Origin of the sequence: Niallia taxi, from assembly GCF_032818155.1 — a bacterium.
Lineage (GTDB): Bacteria > Bacillota > Bacilli > Bacillales > Cytobacillaceae > Niallia > Niallia taxi_A.
Map to the genome: position 1 here is coordinate 3,073,896 of NZ_CP102589.1, position 20,245 is coordinate 3,094,140.

Here is a 20,245-nt window from a genome sequence, read left to right on the forward strand (position 1 = left end):
GCAGCTGCCGACCGGAGCTAGACATCCCGAAAAGCAAAGTGCGCCCGTTTATTGGCGACTAGCATAAGACGAATAAGCCAAGAAGAGACACTGTCCATCTCCTTGGCTTATTCACATTCACTAAACAGTCCAACAAAGCCCATAAACAGCCATAAAACGTTCCCTTCCTAATCCCCTTTACTTCCCTAGAAACAAAACACAACAAAAAGGACTGTCCCAAACGGAACAGCCCTTTTTCATATATTATTGATCAGCAAGCTTTTTCTTTTTAGTTACACGCTCACGTTCTGATTTATCCAGGATCTTCTTACGAAGGCGGATAGATTCAGGAGTTACTTCACAATACTCATCTTCATTCAAGTATTCTAAAGATTCTTCTAGTGTCATGATTCTTGGTTTTTTCATTGTTGATGTTTGGTCTTTGTTAGCAGAGCGGATGTTTGTTGCTTGTTTCACTTTTGTGATATTAACAGTGATGTCATTTTCACGAGTGTGCTCTCCTACAATCATACCCTCATAGATTTCTGTACCAGATTCTACGAAGATGATACCGCGGTCTTCTACTTGCATGATACCGTAAGTAGATGCTTTTCCTGATTCCATACTTACAAGAACACCTTGACGTCTTCCGCCGACTTGGCCTGATGCCATTGGCTGGTAGCTGTCAAATGTATGGTTAATGATTCCGTAACCGCGAGTAAGTGTCAAGAACTCAGTTGTATAACCGATTAATCCACGTGCAGGCACGTTAAAGATCAAACGAACTTGACCGTTACCGTTGTTAACCATATCAAGCATTTCACCTTTGCGGGCACCGATTGATTCCATTACGCTTCCAGTATGCTCTTCTGGTACATCGATTTGTACACGCTCAATTGGCTCACAACGAACGCCATCAATAGTACGAACGATTACTTCTGGTTTAGACACTTGAAGCTCATAACCTTCACGACGCATGTTTTCAATAAGGATAGACAAATGCAATTCACCACGGCCAGAGACAGTCCAAGCGTCAGGAGAATCAGTGTTTTCTACACGTAAGCTAACATCTGTTTCCAATTGTGCACGAAGTCTTTCTTCAATTTTTCTTGAAGTTAGGTATTTACCTTCTCTACCTGCAAATGGGCTGTTATTAACAAGGAATGTCATTTGCAATGTTGGCTCATCAATACGCAATACTGGTAGTGCTTCTTGATGCTCAACAGGACATACTGTTTCCCCAACGTTAATGTCTTCCATTCCGGAAACGGCGATTAAATCACCAGCATAAGCTTCTTCTACTTCTTGTCTTTTCAGACCGAAGAAACCAAAAATTTTCGTTACACGGAATTGTTTTACAGATCCATCAAGCTTCATTAAAGCAACTTGTTGACCTACTTTCATTGTTCCGCGGAATACACGGCCAATTCCGATACGTCCAACATAGTCATTATAGTCAAGAAGAGATACTTGGAATTGAAGCGGCTCATCTCTGTTATCAATTGGAGCTGGAATATGTTCAACAACTGCATCATATAATGATTGCATGTTTTCATCTTGTTTCTCGTGATTTGTGCTTGCAGTTCCGTTAATAGCAGAAGCATAAATAACTGGGAACTCAAGTTGCTCTTCTGATGCATCAAGCTCGATGAACAAGTCAAGCACTTCGTCGATAACTTCTGTTGGACGTGCGAAATCACGGTCAATTTTGTTAACAACAACGATTGGTGTTAAGTTTTGCTCAAGAGCTTTCTTAAGCACGAAACGTGTTTGTGGCATACAGCCTTCATATGCATCGACAACAAGAAGTACACCGTCAACCATTTTCATGATACGTTCTACTTCTCCACCGAAGTCAGCATGTCCTGGTGTATCCAAGATGTTGATTCGTGTATCTTTATATTGAATTGCAGTATTTTTTGCAAGGATTGTAATACCGCGTTCTCTTTCTAAATCGTTTGAATCCATTGCACGCTCATCTACATGTTCATTTGTACGAAATGTACCAGATTGTTTTAACAACTGGTCAACTAGTGTTGTTTTCCCATGGTCAACGTGGGCAATAATAGCGATATTACGAATATCTTCTCTAATCTTCAAAAATTTCACTCCTACCTGAAATGTCTATCTCGTTTATCATTAGTTTACACATTATAACTGAGTCATTATACCATAGAAAATGTGATAAACCTAAAGTGTTTTTCGCTTTAATAAAAAAAATTAACAAAAAATCGTATGTAAACGGAAACATTTTTCACAAATGAAAAAGACAGCAAAGAATTGCTGTCTTACCATTGTCCATTTTGCAAATATTTATGGAGTATCTCTTCATGCAGTTCTGGTTTAGATGCAAAAAATGAATTTTGTGTAAGCATATCGAGCTCTTCATTTCGAAGACTTGTTACTTTTCCACCAAGCTCTTCGACCATTATCTTCCCTGCTGCGTAATCCCATGGAGACAGTCTAAGCGTTATATATGCATCCATTCGCCCTGCCGCTATATAGGCAAGCTCCAGACAAGCTGATCCAAAAGAACGAGTGCCTCTTGCATCCTTCGTTAAGGGGGAAAGATACTTCGGGTCGATTCTTTTGTTCTCCGTTACCCATGTTGCATTTAAACCGATGATTGCCTCTTCTACTTTAACAGGAACTAACGGCTTCAATTTCGTTTCGTTCATATATACACCATGTCCTTTTTTGACGTGGTATAGCTCGTCTGCGACAACATCATAAATGAGACCAATTTGACCGACTCCATTCTCATAGATTCCAATAGATACGGCAAAATCTCTTTGCATATGGACAAAATTCATTGTTCCATCAATCGGATCAATAATCCAAACAACCCCTTCAAGATTCTCCACCCTTGAAGACATACCTTCTTCTCCGAGAATATGATGATCTGGATACACTTCTTTAATTTTAGTTATAAAGTATTGTTCTGTTCCTTTATCTATTTCCGTCACCAAATCATTCTTATTAGACTTTGTTTCAACAACGAAGTCTTCGGAAAAGGACTTCTTGATTCTCTCTCCAGCTTCTTTAATCCAAAGTTTCGCATATGTATCGACTTCTTGCCAATTTGTCATCCAACTCATCCTTCTCATTTAGTAACAAACCATCATAAATTTTTTAACAACTTACCAAACCCGCATGCTTTTCTTTTATTTTTGCTTATCGCTATTTTATCATGCATGAAGAAATAAATTCCAATAAAAGCTAAAAACGAAAAAATCATAAATAAAACCGGGAGAAGGGTTTTATTTATGATTTTTAAATGGTGTTTTATAGTGCCTTAAGTCTCAGAAGCTCCTGTCTAATCTTTTCAAGCTTTTGTTTGCTAGCTTTCTTTTGCATTTCATTGTTTTCATTGATTGCATCAAATAATGTAGCAAGCTCATAATCCATCTCTAATCTCAAAACGGCTTTTTTCTCATTTTCAAGTTTATTTTTTTTAGATGAATTTATTAATTGTTTCACTGGACAGTACACCCCTTTCATCGACTTTGAATCTTTTATTTCTTATATATTATGTCGCTCTCCTTATCATTGGAACAAATATGTGCTATAACCTAGCCCCAGTCCAAAATCTTTCTCCAGCAGCAATATGTATGCTAAAATACGAATAAGTGGTACAAACAGCAGGTTTTCAAATAAACAGAAAGATGGATAAGAAAAGCTGATAAAGAGCAGTTAGTAAGTACTTACAACGCTCGCTCTCTAACTAAGCTGCTTCCCTACTACAATCTGTTTACCCTAATTGATAAGATATAAACGAGCAAAGGAGTTTCAAGAAGAACAATGAAATTTGACGGTTTTAATCAAAATGATTTCGAGACATTTACAATAGATGGATTGGAAGAAAGAATGGAAGCAATCCAAACTCGTATCCAGCCTAAATTCAAAGAAATTGGACAGGAGCTGACAGACAGCCTGTCTGCAAAAATAGGCAGCGAAATGTATCTGCATATTGCCAAACACGCACGCCGCACTGTTAACCCGCCAAAAGATACTTGGCTTGCAATTGCCGGAAATAAACGCGGTTATAAGCAGCATCCTCATTTTCAGCTAGGATTATTTGATGACCATGTGTTTATATGGCTTGCTTATATTTATGAGCTGCCGCACAAAAGCAGCATTGCCAATACATTTTTGGAAAACATCGATCTGTTTTCAACTGCTATTCCTAAGGATTTCGTTGTATCGATGGACCATATGAAAAAAGAGTCCTCCCCTATTACGGAAATCGACTTGGATAAAACTTTAGTAAGGTTTAGAGATGTTAAAAAGGCTGAATTCCTTGTTGGAAAACAAATCGCTGCAAATGATCCAATCTTAAAAGACGGACAAAGGTTTGCTGAATTGGTGGAAAGCACATACGAAACATTACTGCCTTTCTATAAACTGTCCATATAATAAAAAGAGGAAGAAAAACAATTTGTTTTTCTTCCTCTTTTTATTAGCTTTAAGGCATTTTTATTTTTGCTCCTGCCTCTGCTTCCTTTGCCTTTTTTATAGTGCGGTATGTAGAATAGCCGCTGCTTTCCTCAAATTCATCACATATATTCTTCTCTTGAGCTTTACCAGGAACAATTTTTTTGAAAACCTTATATTGCTCCATAAGTGCATCTTTTTCAATGCCCTTTTCATAAGCCAATTCTATACATTCAAAAAACTTTACGACGTCGACAATTTCTTCTGTGGTCCAATCAATATCTATTGGGTATTGGTATTCCATATTTACTCTCTCAACTTTCTATAATAATTTACTGGTTCTTTGCCCTATTTTAGAGGAATGAAACTAAAATGTAAAATGCCCGTTTAACATCTGTATTATCAATGTTTTATGATGGAAATAACCGTTTTTTCTATGTAAAATGCCCGTTCATAACAAGGTTTGGTCGGCCATTATTTATTATTTATGAAATCCTTACAATAATTCTTCTCTTTATAGTTAAAACTAATTGTATGCAAAGAAAATAAAAAGTGCTATAATTCTTTTGTTTTCTGATTTTAATAAGTTTTATAGGGTAAAACCAAATATCCCATTGTTTTTACAAACAGTGAAAAAACTTCTATTTTTAGGAGGATCAAAATCCGTTATGAAAACGGCAAACAAAATACTAACTTAAAGAGGTGTGGTAATAAATTGTCACAATACGAAACACCGTTATACCACGGTTTATTGGAACATGCAAAAAAAAATCCTGTTCAGTTTCATATTCCTGGACATAAAAAAGGAAATGGAATGGATCCTGAGTTTAGAGAATTTATCGGAGAAAATGCTCTCTCTATCGATTTAATAAACATTGGTCCACTTGATGATCTTCATCAACCGAAAGGAATTATTAAACAAGCGCAAAAATTGGCAGCGGAAGCATTTGGTGCTGATTATACCTTTTTCTCGGTACAAGGAACCAGCGGCGCCATCATGACCATGATTATGAGCGTTTGTGGTCCAGGAGATAAAATAATCGTACCAAGAAATGTTCATAAATCTATTATGTCTGCCATTGTTTTTGCTGGTGCTATTCCAATATTCATCCACCCTGAAGTGGATAAAGAGCTTGGCATTTCGCACGGTATAACAGTGGAAGCTGTTCAGCATGCCCTAGATTTACATCCAGATGCAAAAGGTTTATTAGTGATAAACCCTACTTACTTTGGCATTGCTGCAGACTTGAAAAAAATTGTGGACTTAGCACATTCTTATAATATACCAGTACTGGTCGATGAGGCTCATGGCGTCCATATCCACTTCCATGAGGATCTCCCGATGTCAGCTATGCAGGCAGGTGCAGATATAGCTGCAACAAGTGTGCATAAGCTAGGCGGATCAATGACACAAAGCTCCATTCTGAACATGAGGGGCAATCTTGTTAATTATAAGCGCGTTCAAGCAATCATGAGCATGCTTACTACAACGAGCACATCATACTTATTGCTCGCATCTCTTGATGTGGCAAGGAAACGTTTAGCAACAGAAGGCAAGAAGCTTCTTGATAATACTATTGAGCTTGCGCAAACCATTCGCAGACGAGTGAATGACATTGAGCATCTATATTGCTTAGGCGAAGATATCGTTGGCTCCTCCATGGCTTATGACTTCGATCCGACAAAACTAGTTATTTCTGTGAAGGATTTAGGTTTGACAGGTCATGCTGTGGAAGAATGGCTCCGTAAGCATTATAATATAGAAGTAGAGATGTCTGATTTATACAATATCCTTTGTATTGTAACACCTGGAGATACAGAAAAAGAGGCAGATACACTTATACATGCTTTAGGAGACCTTGCAAAGGAATTTCAAGATAAAGCAGGCAAGGTGGAAGCACAAGTAATGCTCCCTAATATTCCTTTGCTTGCCGTTACACCACGCGATGCTTTTTATTCTGAAACGGAGCTTGTCGACTTTGATGATTCTGTGGGACGGGTTATCGCAGAGTTTATCATGGTATATCCTCCAGGAATTCCGATTTTCATTCCTGGTGAGATCATTTCAGAGGACAATTTGGAGTATATTCGCAAAAACATGGAAGCTGGACTTCCAGTACAGGGACCTGAGGATTATGATTTCAAAAAACTGCGTGTCATAAAAGAACATAAAGCCATCCGCTAATAGCAGCTGGCATAGAAATGTACGGATGCTCTTAAAAAAAGCATCCGTATACGTTTGTTATAAAGGAAGAATATAGATAGGAGATTTATATATTGAAGAGAGTTATATATGTTTTAATCATCAGTATCATTGTTAGCTTATGCTCCCCATTTGTCTTTCATAATTACTTAGAAAAAAAACCATTAGAACAGAAGGATACACTAACTTTCGGTGGACCTATCCCTTTTGCTGAACAAAAGGTGCAATTACCTGAAAAGGAAAATGAATATCCTGCTGAATTCAGCTTTATATCCCCTCTTGAAACAGAAACAAAGTTTCACATAATACCCTTCCTGTTCACATTACTCTGCTATTTCTTGTTAATATTCAGTGTTTATACTGTTGTAGCAAGCTATAGTAAAAAAGCAATTGATAGAAATGGCCGGAAAAAAGGGAAAAAAGACGACGAGCTTTAATTTTTTATTTTAGCTATAGCTCTATATAAACTGTTTACTACCGGTTTATAAACAGATTTTAAAATAATATGAAGCAATTACCCACTATCTTAATGTAGTTTCTCTATAAATTTGAACTGATAAGACTAAAGTTTAACGGTCTAAGCTAACTGAACTATTATGCGTATTTCAATAAACTGTCGCATAATAGTTTGTTTTTTTTATTTGCTGATTTAAGTAATTAAGATAATAAAACCGTTAGTGGAATAAAGCTGTGGATACTAAGACTCCTGCAGGAAATAGAAATAAGTGCGTCTGGAGTGCAATGAAATTAATGCTTAGTTTATATTATTTTGCGCTAAGTTTGATATATAGTGAACTAAACATCCATAGTGACTGTTATACAGCTCTAAAATCGACTTTAAATAGGATTACGTTATCTCCTCCTATTCTTCCTTAAACAACCGCTATGATGGTCATAATCATTTGGAAGGAGCCATATATGGAAAGGCTAATGGCTGTCGCAAGCATTGTTTTCCTTTGAGACCGTATGACATAATTACCTAGGATAACAGCCAAATACAAAAACACGCCAAACATTACTAACTTATAAACGAAAAGATCATGTTCAGACAGCCATTCAATGATTGAATATCCACTCCACAGCATCAGCTGTAATAAAATCGTCGTATAGATCTTCAAGGAAAACACCACCTTTTTTATGTTTTTTATGTAACAAGTCATATAACTATATTTATGCATGTCCTCCTTAATCATGCCCTAATTAACTGAGTAATGTCTTACTCCCATTATAGAATTCCCATAAAACTTTATTCCATCCAAATTAGGCAAGTGAAGTATCCGTAGAAAACAAAAAAAACCTCTCTTAAAGAGAGGTTTTTTCTAATATTACTTAATGATGTGAATTGGGCTACCAATTGCAACTTCAGCAGCTTCCATCGTGATCTCTCCCAATGTTGGGTGAGCGTGGATAGTCATTGCCAAGTCTTCAGCAGTCATACCTGCTTCAATTGCCAAGCCAAGTTCAGCGATCATGTCAGAAGCGTTAGCTCCAGCAATTTGAGCACCGATTACTAAGCCATCCTCTTTACGAGTAACAAGCTTCATGAAACCTTCGCTTTGGTTAAGTGCAAGTGCACGACCGTTAGCAGCGAATGGGAATTTAGCAGCTGTCACTTGAATTCCAGCTTCTTTAGCAGAAGCTTCTGTGTGTCCAACTGTAGCCAATTCTGGCTCAGCGAATACAACAGCAGGAATACCAAGATAATCGATTTCAGAATTGTGGCCACCGATTACTTCTGCAGCAATTTTACCTTCGTAAGAAGCTTTATGTGCAAGTGGTGGTCCTTCAATGATATCACCGATTGCAAAGATATTGCTTACAGTAGTTCTGCATTGCTTATCAGTTTTGATAAGTCCGCGTTCAGCAAGCTCAATTCCTACTTGTTCAAGACCAAGTTCGTCTGTGTTTGGTTTTCTTCCAACCATTACGAATACATAGTCAGCTTCGATCTTTTGTTCTTGACCTTTAGCTTCATATGTTACAGTAACGCCAGTGTCAGTTTCTTCGACACCTTTAGCCATTGCTTTTGTAATGATTTCCGCACCTTTTTTCTTCAAGTTGCGAACTACCAATGAAGACATTTGCTTTTCGAAACCGTTAAGGATATCGTCAGCACCTTCTAGAATAGTTACTTGAGTTCCAAAGCTTGCGTATGCTCCACCAAGCTCAGTACCTACATAACCTCCACCGATAACAACGATTTTCTCTGGAATTTCTTGTAGAGAAAGTGCACCAGTAGAATCTAGAACACGTTTAGAGTATTTGAATGCAGGAATTTCAATTGGACGAGATCCAGTTGCAATAATTGCATTTTTGAAAGTGTAAGTTTGAGATGACTTATCATCCATAACTTTAAGTGTGTTAGCATCAACGAAGTATGCTTCGCCATAAGCGATGTCAACTTTGTTTCCTTTAAGAAGACCTTCTACACCGCCAGTAAGCTTGTTAACAACACTTGCTTTCCACTCTTGAACTTTTGAGAAATCTACTTTTACATTTTCAGCAGTAATCCCAATATCGTCAGAATGCTTAGCAGTCTCAAAACGATGACCTGCTGTGATTAATGCTTTAGATGGGATACAGCCTACGTTTAAGCAAACTCCGCCCAATACATTTTTTTCAACGATTGTTACTTTTTGTCCTAGTTGTGCCGCACGAATTGCAGCTACATAACCACCAGGGCCTGCACCAATGACTATAGTATCTGTTTCAATAGGAAAATCTCCAACTACCATGTTTTTACGCCTCCATTAACAATAGTTCTGGATCGTTCAACAAACGTTTAATGTGATTCATTGCATTTTGAGCAGTAGCTCCATCGATCATGCGGTGATCGAAGCTTAGAGAAAGAGCTAATACTGGTGCAGCAACGATTTCGCCGTCTTTAACGATCGCTTTTTCTGCAATACGTCCAATTCCAAGAATAGCCACTTCTGGGTGGTTAATAACTGGAGTGAACCATTGTCCGCCAGCTGATCCAATGTTTGAAATTGTGCAAGAAGCACCTTTCATTTCCGTTGGAGCTAGTTTACCGTCTCTAGCTTTACCAGCAAGTTCATTAATTTCGTTAGAAATATTGAAAATTCCTTTACGATCAGCATTTTTAACAACAGGAACTAGAAGTCCTTTTTCAGTATCAGCAGCGATACCGATGTTGTAGTAGTGCTTATGAACGATTTCACTTGTAGCATCATCTAAAGAAGTGTTAAGTGCTGGGAATTCTTTTAATGCGCTTGTCAATGCTTTAACAACATATGGCAAGAACGTTAACTTAATGCCTTTAGCAGCAGCAACTTCTTTATATTTCTTACGGTGAGCAACAAGGTTTGAAACTTCAACTTCATCCATAAGTGTTACGTGTGGAGCTGTATGCTTAGAATTAACCATCGCTTTAGCGATTGCTTTTCTGATACCGCTCATTTTTTCGCGAGTTTCTGGGAAGTCGCCTTCTGGAATCGCAAGTGGTTTTGGTGCTTCTTGTTCAGCAGCTGGAGTAGCTTCAGCAGCTTCTGTTGCAGCAGGTGCCGCAGCTCCACCGTTCAAGAATGCTTCGATATCTTCTTTAGAGATACGACCGTTTTTGCCAGTACCAGATACTGTGCGGATGTCCACACCTTTATCACGAGCAAATTTACGTACAGATGGCATTGCGATAATACGTCTGCTTGGATCCACTTCTTCTGCAGCTGCAGGAGTTTGAACAGGTTCTTTAGCAACCGCATCGCCAGCTTCCGCTGTGCCTTGTACTTGTGCTTCTGTTTTAGCTTCTTCTTTAGGAGCGTCATGACCATGGTCGCCCTTGAATTGAATATCCTCATAGCCAGGAGCGTCAAAAGTGATTAGGATATCACCAACAACTGCTACTGTACCTTCTTCTACAAGAACTTCTTCAACTGTACCGTCAACTGGAGACGGAATTTCTACTACTGCTTTATCGTTTTGTACTTCACACAAAACGTCGTCTTCTTGAACTTTATCGCCTGGTTTAACAAACCATTTTACGATTTCACCTTCGTGGATACCTTCACCGATATCCGGTAATCTGAATTGAAAAGACAAAGTAATTCAACCTCCTACATTTCCGTTATTTCGTTGCTTTTTATTATCCCTGACTAATAACTAATTTATTAGAAAGTAAGGACTTTTTTAGCTGTTTCAATGATATCTTTGTAATTTGGAAGCCAAATGTTCTCAGCTTGTGTAAATGCATAAACAGTATCAGGAGCAGCTACACGCAATACTGGAGCTTCTAAGCTAAGAATAGCGCGCTCGTTGATTTCTGCGATAACATTTGCTGCGATACCAGCTTGTCTTTGTGCCTCTTGAACAACAACAGCTCTTCCTGTTTTTTCAACAGAAGCAACGATTGTTTCAACATCCAATGGGCTGATTGTACGCAAGTCAACAACCTCTACAGAGTATCCTTCTTTTTCTAACTCTTCAGCAGCTTTGATTGATTCGTGAACCATTGCACCGTAAGCGATCAATGAAAGGTCTTTACCTTCACGTTTAACATCTGCTTTACCGATTTCGATTGTGTACGCTTCTTCAGGTACCTCTTCACGGAATGAACGGTATAATTTCAAATGCTCAAGGAATACAACTGGGTCATTGTCTCTGATTGCAGCAATCAATAGACCTTTTGCATCGTAAGGTGTTGATGGAACAACAACTTTCAAACCAGGTTGAGTTGTTACAAGTGCTTCTAAGCTGTCAGAGTGAAGCTCAGGAGTATGAACACCGCCACCGAATGGAGAACGGATTGTAACAGGTGAGTTGTAGCGTCCACCTGAACGGTAACGCATACGCGCCATTTGTCCGTTGATGCTGTCCATTACTTCGTAAACGAAACCAAAGAATTGGATTTCTGGAACTGGGCGGAAGCCTTGAAGTCCAAGACCTACTGCCAAACCACCAATACCTGATTCAGCTAGCGGAGTATCGAATACACGATCTTCGCCGAATTCTTTTTGAAGTCCTTCCGTTGCACGGAATACACCGCCGTTAACACCAACGTCTTCACCGAATACTAAAACATTCGGATCATTACGTAATTCTGTGCGTAACGCATCAGTGATTGCTTGGATCATTGTCATTTGCGCCATGGCTTATTTCGACTCCTTTGCAGCATAGATTTCATATTGTTCTTTCAAGTTATTTGGAAGCTCTTCAAACATGTTGTTGATCAAGTCAGTAACTTTTTGCTGTGGTTCAGCATCAGCAAGTTTGATTGCTTCTTTAATTTCGTCTTTAGCACGAGCGATTACTTCGTTTTCTTTTTCTTCGTTCCAGATTCCTTTGTTTTCTAGGAATTTACGGAAGCGAACCAATGGATCTTTCTTTTCCCACTCGCTGTCTAACTCTGAAGTACGGTAGCGTGTTGGGTCATCTCCAGCCATTGTATGTGGACCATATCTATAAGTAAGTGTTTCGATCAATGTAGGACCTTCACCATTAACAGCTCTATCACGAGCATCTTTAACAGCAGCATAAACAGCTAATGGGTCCATACCGTCTACTTGGATACCTGGGATACCTGCTGCAACTGCTTTTTGTGCAATTGTTTTTGCAGCAGATTGCTTCTCAACAGGAGTAGAGATTGCGAAACGGTTGTTTTGTACAATAAAGATTGCAGGAGCCTTGAATGCACCAGCAAAGTTGATTCCTTCATAGAAGTCACCTTGTGAAGCACCGCCATCACCTGTGTAAGTGATTGCTACTGATTTTGCTCCGCGTTTTTTCATCCCAAGTGCTACACCAGCAGTTTGGATGTATTGTGCACCAATGATGATTTGTGGTGAAATTACGTTAACACCTTCAGGCATTTGGTTACCTTTGAAATGTCCGCGAGAGAATAAGAATGCTTGGTATAAAGGAAGTCCGTGCCAGATTAACTGTGGAACATCACGATATCCTGGAAGAATGAAATCCTCTTTCTCCAATGCAAATTGTGAAGCTAACTGAGATGCTTCTTGACCTGCAGTCGGTGCATAGAAACCAAGACGACCTTGTCTGTTAAGAGAAATAGAACGTTGGTCAAGAATACGAGTGTATACCATGCGAGTCATCAATTCTTGTAATTGCTCATCGCTTAAATCAGGCATTGCAGATTCATTTACAACTTCGCCCTCTTCATTTAGGATCTGAAGTGTTTGAAATTGGTTTTCTACTTGTTCAAGCTGTGCTTGCACATCTAATTGAGCCTTCTTTGTTTTAGAAGCCATTAAAGCCACCCTTTCCTTTCTTTTTAAAAAGACGTATCGATAATCTAACGTATTTCCTTCGTTGTTTCATGGTAATGAGTGTGGTATATCTAGTTAGACAGCGCTTTCTAGTCTATCATCCACACTTTTTTAGCAACCTAAAAAAAACCATACTTATACAGTTTTCCACAAAAACCGCTAGAAAAAACGTCTTTATAAATAATTCGGTATCCGTATGTTCTGTATCAATAAGTACGATAAGATATATTAATACAACTTTTTAATACATGTATAAGTTTAATATACATAATTATTATCCGTCAATCTTAAAGTACTATGTTTTTTGTGTATTTTTTTATTTTTGTAAAAAAAAATTAAACAAACTGTATTATCAGCTGTTTTATATCTGTACTATAAAAATATCACTAACGGAATCTGTATTATAATATCAACATTTTTTTCCAGCCTAAAATTTTGTCGAAAGCAACCTGCAAAAAACGTATGTATAAATAAAAAGCGCCCTAGTGTAATGATTGCCCATATAGACAAATGAATATACATCATTTGTCCTTTAAGACAGCAATACCACTCGGACGCTGAATAATTTATTCCGCCTGTTTATCTTCCACTTTTACTTCCACACCAGCTTTTTCGTAGAAATCTATTTTTAAGTCATTGTATTGCTTCGTTAATTTATTAAATTCTTCATTATTATCGAGCACCTTCTGATAAACCTCATTGATCTTTTGAATTTGTTCTTCCAGTGCATCTATCTTTACATCCTTGTTTTTAAACATTTCATAAAGCTCATTATCATACTTCAAACCAGTCGTATAGTTGTCATACAGTTTGTCGTGAACCTCATATCTGTCCATCATCACATCGTATAGTTTTTCAGCTTGTTTTTTTAATTCTGTTTCACCTTCGCCGTCCATCTCTTCCATAATCGGTTTAACCTTCTCAAAGGCTTCCTTTGATTCTTGAATGCTTTCTTCCTCTTTATCCATGTATTCCTTCCTTTTGGCAACAGAGGCAAGCGCTTCATCTGATAGAGTTTTTATTTCATCCATTTTCTCAAGTCCTAAGGAAATGATTTTAGCATATATCTCTTGTTCGTTTTTTTCTAGTTTAACTAGCGGATCCTGCTGTTTTTCGAACTCACTCTCTAGTTCTACTACATCCTCCAGCCTTTCATGCATCTTTTCCCCTGGTGACTCAAAGCCCTTGCAAGCGGACAAGCTGGTTATAATTAAAATGATAAGTACTGCTGCTGCTAGTCTTTTTGCTGTTTTCAATGATATCCTCCTCACTCTCTCTTCTTAAAACCGCAAATCTATTGTTGTTTTGTTGTATTTTTTGTATAACCACTCTATTCTGCCATTTGTGAAACAAGTGAGCAAATTTCACTTCTACCACAAATAATATGTCTATTAAAAACTATTCACATCTCTTCTTTTATATTACTAATTCTAGTATTTTATTTTTCCACTATTGTTTTTAGAAGACATGCTAAGGATTAACTTTTTATAATTTGTCTGTTAGACTTAGTATCGTATTTAATCATAATGTAGAAGCAAAAAGGAAGTGATCTGTTTGATAACGATGAAGGACATCATTCGCGACGGTCATCCGACATTACGTAAAGTAGCGGAAGAGGTATCCATTCCTGCAAGCAAGGAAGACAAACAAATATTAGAAAGCATGATGGAATATTTAATAAACAGCCAAGACCCGGAAAAAGCGGAAAAATATGAGCTTAGAGGCGGAGTGGGCTTAGCAGCACCACAAATTAATGTACCGAAGCGTATGATTGCTGTCCATGCAAAGGACGAAAACGGAAAGCAATTCAGCTACGCCTTGTTTAACCCTAAGATTCTCAGCCATTCCATTGAAAAATCTTATTTGACTGGCGGGGAAGGCTGCTTGTCAGTTGATGAAGCAATACCTGGTTTTGTACCTAGAAATGCAAGAATCACTGTTAAAGGAATTGATCTTGATAACAATGAAGTAAAGCTAAGGCTCAAAGGGCTTATGGCTATCATTTTCCAACATGAAATTGACCATTTGAATGGTGTCATGTTCTATGATCATATAAATACAGAAGCACCGTATACACCTGTCGAGAATGCCATACCAATAGATAGATGATATTTTACAGAATTCAAAGAACCCGAACTTCTTATGTGAAAAGTTCGGGTTTTTTTGCTGTTTTCACCTTTCAGATTAGCGACAGAAGGTTATTTTGCTTGCATCCACTGTTCGCCTATTTTTCTAAAACTTCTATTATATGTAAGAAACATTGCTAGTGTTACATATACTAACAGTATAAGTACAAATGAATTTCCCACCTTTATATCTTCTAAATAACATAATTTTCTCGTTTCAGGACAAAATACACCATATAATCAAAGGAAAGCTTTACTTTGTACAAGAATGGTTTAAAATAGGAAGTAAGGAGATGATCCACTATGTTAAAAAAGCTTCGTCAAAAGCTTCGTAGACAGTGGAAAGATTTGTTGCGTAAAAAAACAATTGCTTAAAACATAACCGATTGTTCCATTAGGGTCTGACCTCATTTTGCCAACACGCATATAAAGTGCCTTTTTAGGGTATGTATGTGCATGTAGATTGCCAGAGTGTTGGGCCTTTTGTTTATTTTAGAAAAGTGTACCGTATACCCCCTCGAAAACTTATTATTTTTGGAATAGTATGCTATTATACGATTATCTGGATTTAGGAGCACTTGCAATAAATCCATATTTTTAACACAAAAAGCTTACATATCTTTACAATAAAGCGATTTCTATATAGAAATACATGAAAAACATGTTAATTTTTTATATAATATAAATTAGATACTATTTTTAAGGAGCGATTCACATGGTCTACAAAGTTTACTACCAAGAATTAAAAACAGAGGTACCAGTAAGAGAAAAAACAAAAACAATATACGTAGAAGGCGTATCAGAAAGAGATGTCCGGACTAAACTAGGGGAAAAACCTTATAATATTGAATTTGTATGCCCTGTAGATGGAGCATTTTTAGATTACGAAAAACAAAATGAAGATTTTAGAGTATTGGAGATTGAATAATGAAATTTGTTAAAAACGATCAAACAGCTGTATTTGCTCTAGGAGGACTAGGGGAAATCGGAAAAAACACATACGGTGTGCAATTCCAAGATGAGATCATTTTAATCGATGCAGGAATCAAGTTTCCGGAGGACGAGCTCCTTGGTATCGATTATGTGATACCTGATTATAGTTTCCTTGTAAAAAATGCAGATAAAATTAAAGGTTTATTTATCACACACGGACATGAAGACCATATCGGAGGCATTCCTTACCTGTTAAGACAAGTAAATATCCCTCTATATGGCGGAAAGCTCGCACTTGCGCTTGTGCGCAACAAGCTAGAAGAACATGGATTGTTAAGACAAACAACCATGCACGAAATTAAAGAAGATGATGTCATTAAATTTAGAAAAACATCTGTTTCCTTCTTTAAAACAACACATAGTATTCCTGATTCATACGGTGTTGTTGTCAAGACTCCTCCAGGCCAAATTGTTCATACAGGAGATTTCAAATTTGACTTCACACCTGTTGGCGAGCCTGCGAACTTGACGAAGATGGCGGAGATCGGAAAAGAAGGAGTGCTTTGTCTCCTTTCTGACAGCACAAACAGTGAAGTGCCTAACTTCACTATGTCTGAACGAAAAGTCGGTGAAAGCATCCAAGATATTTTCAGAAAAGCGGACGGACGTCTTATTTTCGCTACTTTCGCTTCTAATATATACAGACTTCAGCAAGTCACAGATGCTGCGGTAGAATTCGGACGTAAGGTTGCCGTATTTGGACGAAGCATGGAAGCGGCCATTAATATTGGGCTTGATCTTGGATTTATTAAAGCACCGAAAGAAACGTTTATTGAACCACATCAAATTAATCGTTTACCTGCAAATCAAGTAACGATTCTTTGTACAGGAAGCCAAGGAGAACCGATGGCAGCAATGTCCAGAATTGCAAACGGCACACATCGCCAAATTCAAATTATCCCTGGAGATACAGTTGTCTTCTCGTCTTCGCCGATTCCTGGTAATACATTAAGTGTTAATAAAACAATTAATCAGCTTTACCGTGCTGGTGCCGAAGTTATTCACGGACCTTTAAATAATATTCATACATCTGGTCACGGCGGACAGCAAGAGCAAAAGCTTATGCTCCGATTAATTAAGCCGAAATTCTTCATGCCTATTCACGGAGAATTCAGAATGCAAAAAATCCATACACAAACGGCAATTGATTGCGGTGTGGAAGAAGAAAATTGCTTTATTATGGACAATGGCGAAGTATTGGCTCTATCAAGTGATACAGCACAAGTTGCAGGAAAAATCCCTTCTGGTTCCGTTTATATTGACGGCAGCGGAATTGGCGATATCGGCAATATTGTATTACGCGACCGCCGCATCTTGTCAGAAGAAGGACTTGTTGTTGTTGTTGTCAGCATCAACATGAAAGACTTTAAGATTTCTGCTGGACCTGACCTTATCTCAAGAGGATTTGTGTATATGCGTGAATCAGGTGATTTAATAAATGATGCTCAATCATTAATTAATAAACATCTGAACAAAGTTATGGAGCGTAAAACTACACAATGGTCTGAAATTAAGAATGAGATTATCGATACACTTTCTCCATTCTTATATGAAAAAACAAAAAGAAGACCGATGATACTTCCTATCATCATGGAAGTTTAATAAACAACAAAAGGCTCAGCAGCTGCTGAGCCTTTTCTTTATGACATCACTTTCTTTTCAAATCGATTAATATCAGAATCCGCACCTATAACAATCAGGATATCTTTCTCTTCAATCGGCTCATTCGCTTGCGGCGAAACAATAATATCATTTTCTCTTTTAATGGCCACAATTGTTATTCCATACCTTGCCCGTATGTCTAAATCGACCATTGTACGCCCTGCTAAACGATTGCTTGCTTTGATTTCGACAATACTATGCTCATCAGAAAGCTCCAGATAGTCAAGAACGTTATTTGACACGATATTGTGGGCAATTCTTTTTCCCATATCCCTTTCAGGATGGATAATGGAATCTGCACCGATTTTTTTCAGCACTTTCTCATGATAATCATTTTGTGCCTTAACAGTAATATTATTTACACCCATTTCTTTTAGAATCAGTGTCGTTAATATGCTCGCTTGAATATCGTCACCTATTGCCACAATAACATGCTCAAAGTTCCTTATTCCGAGGCTCTTGAGCACATTTTCATCCACTGAGTTTCCCACAACTGCATGTGACACAATATTAGCATACTCATTGACACGCTCCTCATTTTTGTCAATGACCATCACTTCCATGCCTAGTTCCATCAATTCCTTACATATGCTACCGCCAAAACGGCCAAGACCGATTACTGCAAATTCCTTCTTCATGTATTTCCTCCAGTGTTATTACCTTATTTTATAATAATAAAGGAATAGCTCGCAATTTGCCAGCAAGACCAATACTAGAAAAAGAAACAAAAAACACCATCTTTAACAAGCAAGACAGTGTTTTACAAAGCTATATAGCATTAAGCATTTTAAACTGCGCTTCTACCAAGTGATAATAAATACCCTTTTGCTCCATTAACTGATCATGTGACCCTTCCTCCATTATACTGCCATGGTCGAGAACAACTATCTTATCAGCATCTCTTATCGTTGACAGCCTGTGTGCAATCATAATTGCAGTCCTGCCCTTAAGTAGCGTTCGCAATGCTTCTTGAATCTTAAGTTCTGTCTCTGTATCAATACTCGCTGTCGCCTCATCTAATATCAGTATGCGCGGATTTGCCAATAAAGCTCTCGAAAAGGATAATAGCTGTCTTTGCCCAACAGATAGAATATTCCCCCGCTCTTCTACCTCTGTTCGATACTTGTTTGGAAGTGCCTCAATAAAGGTATGTGCACCAATCGCTTTTGCCGAAGCAATCACTTCCTCATCCGTTGCATCCGGCCTGCCAAAACGAATATTCTCCATGATAGTACCAGAAAAAATAAATGTATCCTGAAGGACGATACTAATTTGCTTACGTAATGATTGCAACGAAATATTTTTTATGTCAATTCCATCTACCGTAATTTCTCCTTTAGTCGAATCATAAAAACGGCTTATTAAATTGGCAATCGTTGTTTTTCCAGAGCCAGTATGACCAACAAGTGCAACAGTCTCGCCAGCTCCTATAGTCAAATCGACTCCATTTAAAGCCTTACGTTTGCTTGTATAAGCGAACTCAACGCCTTTAAAACAGACCTGCCCCTTCATTTCCTGAACAATAACGGGATTATCTATTTCTGATACATTAGGTTTTTCATCTAAAAACTCGAAAATCCGCTCTGATGATGCCATGCCCATCAGCAGCTGGTTATACACCATACCAAGCCTTGAGATTGGTTCCCAAAACATGCCTAAATAAAAGGCAAAGGAAACAAAAACTCCAATAGTCATACCATGCTGAATTAAGTAAGCACCATACCAAATTAGCACGGCTGTTCCGATAGCATTTGTTATTTCCACAAATGGGCGGAACATGGCATTTTGTTTGGACGCATTCTGCCAGCTATCAAAATTCTCTTTGTTTAACCCATTAAAAAACATCATATTTGGCTTTTCCTGTGTAGAAGCCTGTGTAACTCTTATTCCTTGAATGCTTTCATTTAGATGGGAGTTAAGCTTTGATTGCTTCAGTCTCACTAATTGCCATGATTTCCTGATTTTCCGCCGTAATGCTGTTGAGATAAAGAACATCACTGGAATAATTACTAATACAGCTAATGCTAATTCAGGGCTTAAGGAAAGGAGAATAACAAATATGCCAATCAGCAGGATAATATCCATTAATAAGTTGATAACACCATTTGTAAACAGCTCTTGCAGAGAATTAATATCATTTAAAATTCTAACTAGGATTGATCCTGCAGACCGTTCATCAAAAAAACGGTGTGACAGCTTTTGAACATGTGTAAAAAGATGCTTACGCAAATCATAAATAACATTTTGACCTAGTGTATTCATCCATTTAATACGATAGTAGTTTGCTGCATAGGATGCCGCATACATTGCCCCTATCAGCAACACTAATATTGTCAGCTGACCTCCATCCTTATTAATGATTGCTTGATCTAATACGTAAATACCAATTAATATTGGAATAATAAGCCTAACTGCTGTCGTGATAAGGACCGAGATAATCGACAATGGCAACAGATTCTTTTGATATGGTTTCATATAGCTAAGTAAACGCCACATTTGCTTCCAGTTAAATTGTTTCTCAATTACCTCTTCTGTCGTGTATTTAAACCTATTTAAAATTAGGGCTTCCTTGCTTTCCTTTTTTTGGTTACTCATTTTATCCCCCC

Annotated in this window: 18 protein-coding genes; 6 read left to right on the forward strand and 12 right to left on the reverse strand. The window is 37.8% G+C overall.

Features of this window, described 5'->3' with window-relative positions:
• Nucleotides 1-243: 243 nt before the first annotated feature.
• The 3 genes from typA to NQZ71_RS15530 all read right to left on the reverse strand — a co-directional run bounded on the left by typA (nucleotide 244) and on the right by NQZ71_RS15530 (nucleotide 3,459).
• A complete protein-coding gene (typA, locus tag NQZ71_RS15520) occupies nucleotides 244-2,079 on the reverse strand; it encodes a translational GTPase TypA (RefSeq protein ID WP_144452328.1) in 1,836 nt (611 codons plus the stop codon).
• A 188-nt stretch (nucleotides 2,080-2,267) separates the two neighbouring features.
• On the reverse strand, nucleotides 2,268-3,068 hold the full coding sequence (locus tag NQZ71_RS15525) for an inositol monophosphatase family protein (RefSeq protein ID WP_144452327.1): 801 nt from the start codon (nucleotides 3,066-3,068) through the stop codon (nucleotides 2,268-2,270).
• Nucleotides 3,069-3,264: 196 nt separating this feature from the next.
• Nucleotides 3,265-3,459: a hypothetical protein gene (locus NQZ71_RS15530; RefSeq protein WP_127734908.1), complete on the reverse strand. Its 195-nt coding sequence runs from the start codon at nucleotides 3,457-3,459 to the stop codon at nucleotides 3,265-3,267.
• 321 nt (nucleotides 3,460-3,780) lie between these two features.
• Here NQZ71_RS15530 and NQZ71_RS15535 point away from each other — a divergent pair, with 321 nt between their 5' ends.
• The gene (locus tag NQZ71_RS15535; protein ID WP_317010943.1) at nucleotides 3,781-4,395 is read left to right on the forward strand and encodes a YktB family protein; all 615 of its coding nucleotides are present in this window, start codon (nucleotides 3,781-3,783) and stop codon (nucleotides 4,393-4,395) included.
• Between the two features lie 49 nt (nucleotides 4,396-4,444).
• Here NQZ71_RS15535 and NQZ71_RS15540 read toward each other — a convergent pair whose 3' ends face one another.
• Complete coding sequence (locus NQZ71_RS15540) at nucleotides 4,445-4,717, reverse strand: UPF0223 family protein (protein WP_260054218.1); 273 nt, start codon at nucleotides 4,715-4,717, stop codon at nucleotides 4,445-4,447.
• 411 nt (nucleotides 4,718-5,128) lie between these two features.
• Here NQZ71_RS15540 and NQZ71_RS15545 point away from each other — a divergent pair, with 411 nt between their 5' ends.
• Together NQZ71_RS15545 and NQZ71_RS15550 are read left to right on the forward strand one after the other, a co-directional pair.
• A complete protein-coding gene (locus tag NQZ71_RS15545) occupies nucleotides 5,129-6,598 on the forward strand; it encodes an aminotransferase class I/II-fold pyridoxal phosphate-dependent enzyme (protein WP_127734917.1) in 1,470 nt (489 codons plus the stop codon).
• Nucleotides 6,599-6,690: 92 nt separating this feature from the next.
• Nucleotides 6,691-7,053, forward strand: coding sequence for a hypothetical protein (locus NQZ71_RS15550; protein ID WP_317010944.1), 363 nt, complete (start codon nucleotides 6,691-6,693; stop codon nucleotides 7,051-7,053).
• Between the two features lie 435 nt (nucleotides 7,054-7,488).
• Here NQZ71_RS15550 and NQZ71_RS15555 read toward each other — a convergent pair whose 3' ends face one another.
• The 6 genes from NQZ71_RS15555 to NQZ71_RS15580 form a co-directional block, all read right to left on the reverse strand.
• Nucleotides 7,489-7,743, reverse strand: coding sequence for a hypothetical protein (locus NQZ71_RS15555; protein WP_310649059.1), 255 nt, complete (start codon nucleotides 7,741-7,743; stop codon nucleotides 7,489-7,491).
• Between the two features lie 198 nt (nucleotides 7,744-7,941).
• Nucleotides 7,942-9,351, reverse strand: coding sequence for a dihydrolipoyl dehydrogenase (lpdA, locus tag NQZ71_RS15560; protein ID WP_127734926.1), 1,410 nt, complete (start codon nucleotides 9,349-9,351; stop codon nucleotides 7,942-7,944).
• 4 nt (nucleotides 9,352-9,355) lie between these two features.
• Nucleotides 9,356-10,675, reverse strand: coding sequence for a dihydrolipoamide acetyltransferase family protein (locus NQZ71_RS15565; RefSeq protein WP_144452323.1), 1,320 nt, complete (start codon nucleotides 10,673-10,675; stop codon nucleotides 9,356-9,358).
• Between the two features lie 68 nt (nucleotides 10,676-10,743).
• On the reverse strand, nucleotides 10,744-11,721 hold the full coding sequence (locus NQZ71_RS15570; protein WP_144452322.1) for an alpha-ketoacid dehydrogenase subunit beta: 978 nt from the start codon (nucleotides 11,719-11,721) through the stop codon (nucleotides 10,744-10,746).
• Between the two features lie 3 nt (nucleotides 11,722-11,724).
• Nucleotides 11,725-12,840 carry a pyruvate dehydrogenase (acetyl-transferring) E1 component subunit alpha gene (gene pdhA / locus NQZ71_RS15575; RefSeq protein WP_127734935.1) on the reverse strand — a complete coding sequence of 372 codons (1,116 nt, stop codon included), beginning with the start codon at nucleotides 12,838-12,840 and terminating at the stop codon, nucleotides 11,725-11,727.
• A gap of 584 nt (nucleotides 12,841-13,424) precedes the next feature.
• Nucleotides 13,425-14,114, reverse strand: coding sequence for a YkyA family protein (locus tag NQZ71_RS15580; RefSeq protein ID WP_260054217.1), 690 nt, complete (start codon nucleotides 14,112-14,114; stop codon nucleotides 13,425-13,427).
• A 298-nt stretch (nucleotides 14,115-14,412) separates the two neighbouring features.
• On the opposite strand from NQZ71_RS15580, the gene def reads away from it, so the two are divergent.
• From def to rnjA, 3 genes are all read left to right on the forward strand, one after another.
• Nucleotides 14,413-14,967, forward strand: coding sequence for a peptide deformylase (def, locus tag NQZ71_RS15585; RefSeq protein WP_144452320.1), 555 nt, complete (start codon nucleotides 14,413-14,415; stop codon nucleotides 14,965-14,967).
• A gap of 732 nt (nucleotides 14,968-15,699) precedes the next feature.
• The gene (locus tag NQZ71_RS15590; protein ID WP_127734944.1) at nucleotides 15,700-15,912 is read left to right on the forward strand and encodes a DNA-dependent RNA polymerase subunit epsilon; all 213 of its coding nucleotides are present in this window, start codon (nucleotides 15,700-15,702) and stop codon (nucleotides 15,910-15,912) included.
• Nucleotides 15,912-17,579 (forward strand): ribonuclease J1, encoded by a 1,668-nt coding sequence (rnjA, locus tag NQZ71_RS15595; RefSeq protein ID WP_144452319.1) that lies wholly within the window; start codon nucleotides 15,912-15,914, stop codon nucleotides 17,577-17,579. Before NQZ71_RS15590 ends, rnjA begins: the two co-directional genes overlap by 1 nt.
• Nucleotides 17,580-17,617: 38 nt before the next feature.
• On the opposite strand, the gene NQZ71_RS15600 is transcribed toward rnjA, so the two are convergent.
• Both NQZ71_RS15600 and NQZ71_RS15605 read right to left on the reverse strand, forming a co-directional pair.
• Entirely contained in the window at nucleotides 17,618-18,277 is a 660-nt protein-coding gene (locus tag NQZ71_RS15600) for a potassium channel family protein (RefSeq protein WP_144452318.1), read from the reverse strand.
• A 130-nt stretch (nucleotides 18,278-18,407) separates the two neighbouring features.
• Nucleotides 18,408-20,234, reverse strand: a complete 1,827-nt coding sequence (locus NQZ71_RS15605; RefSeq protein WP_317010945.1) for an ABC transporter ATP-binding protein — start codon at nucleotides 20,232-20,234, stop codon at nucleotides 18,408-18,410.
• Between the last annotated feature and the right edge of the window lie 11 nt (nucleotides 20,235-20,245).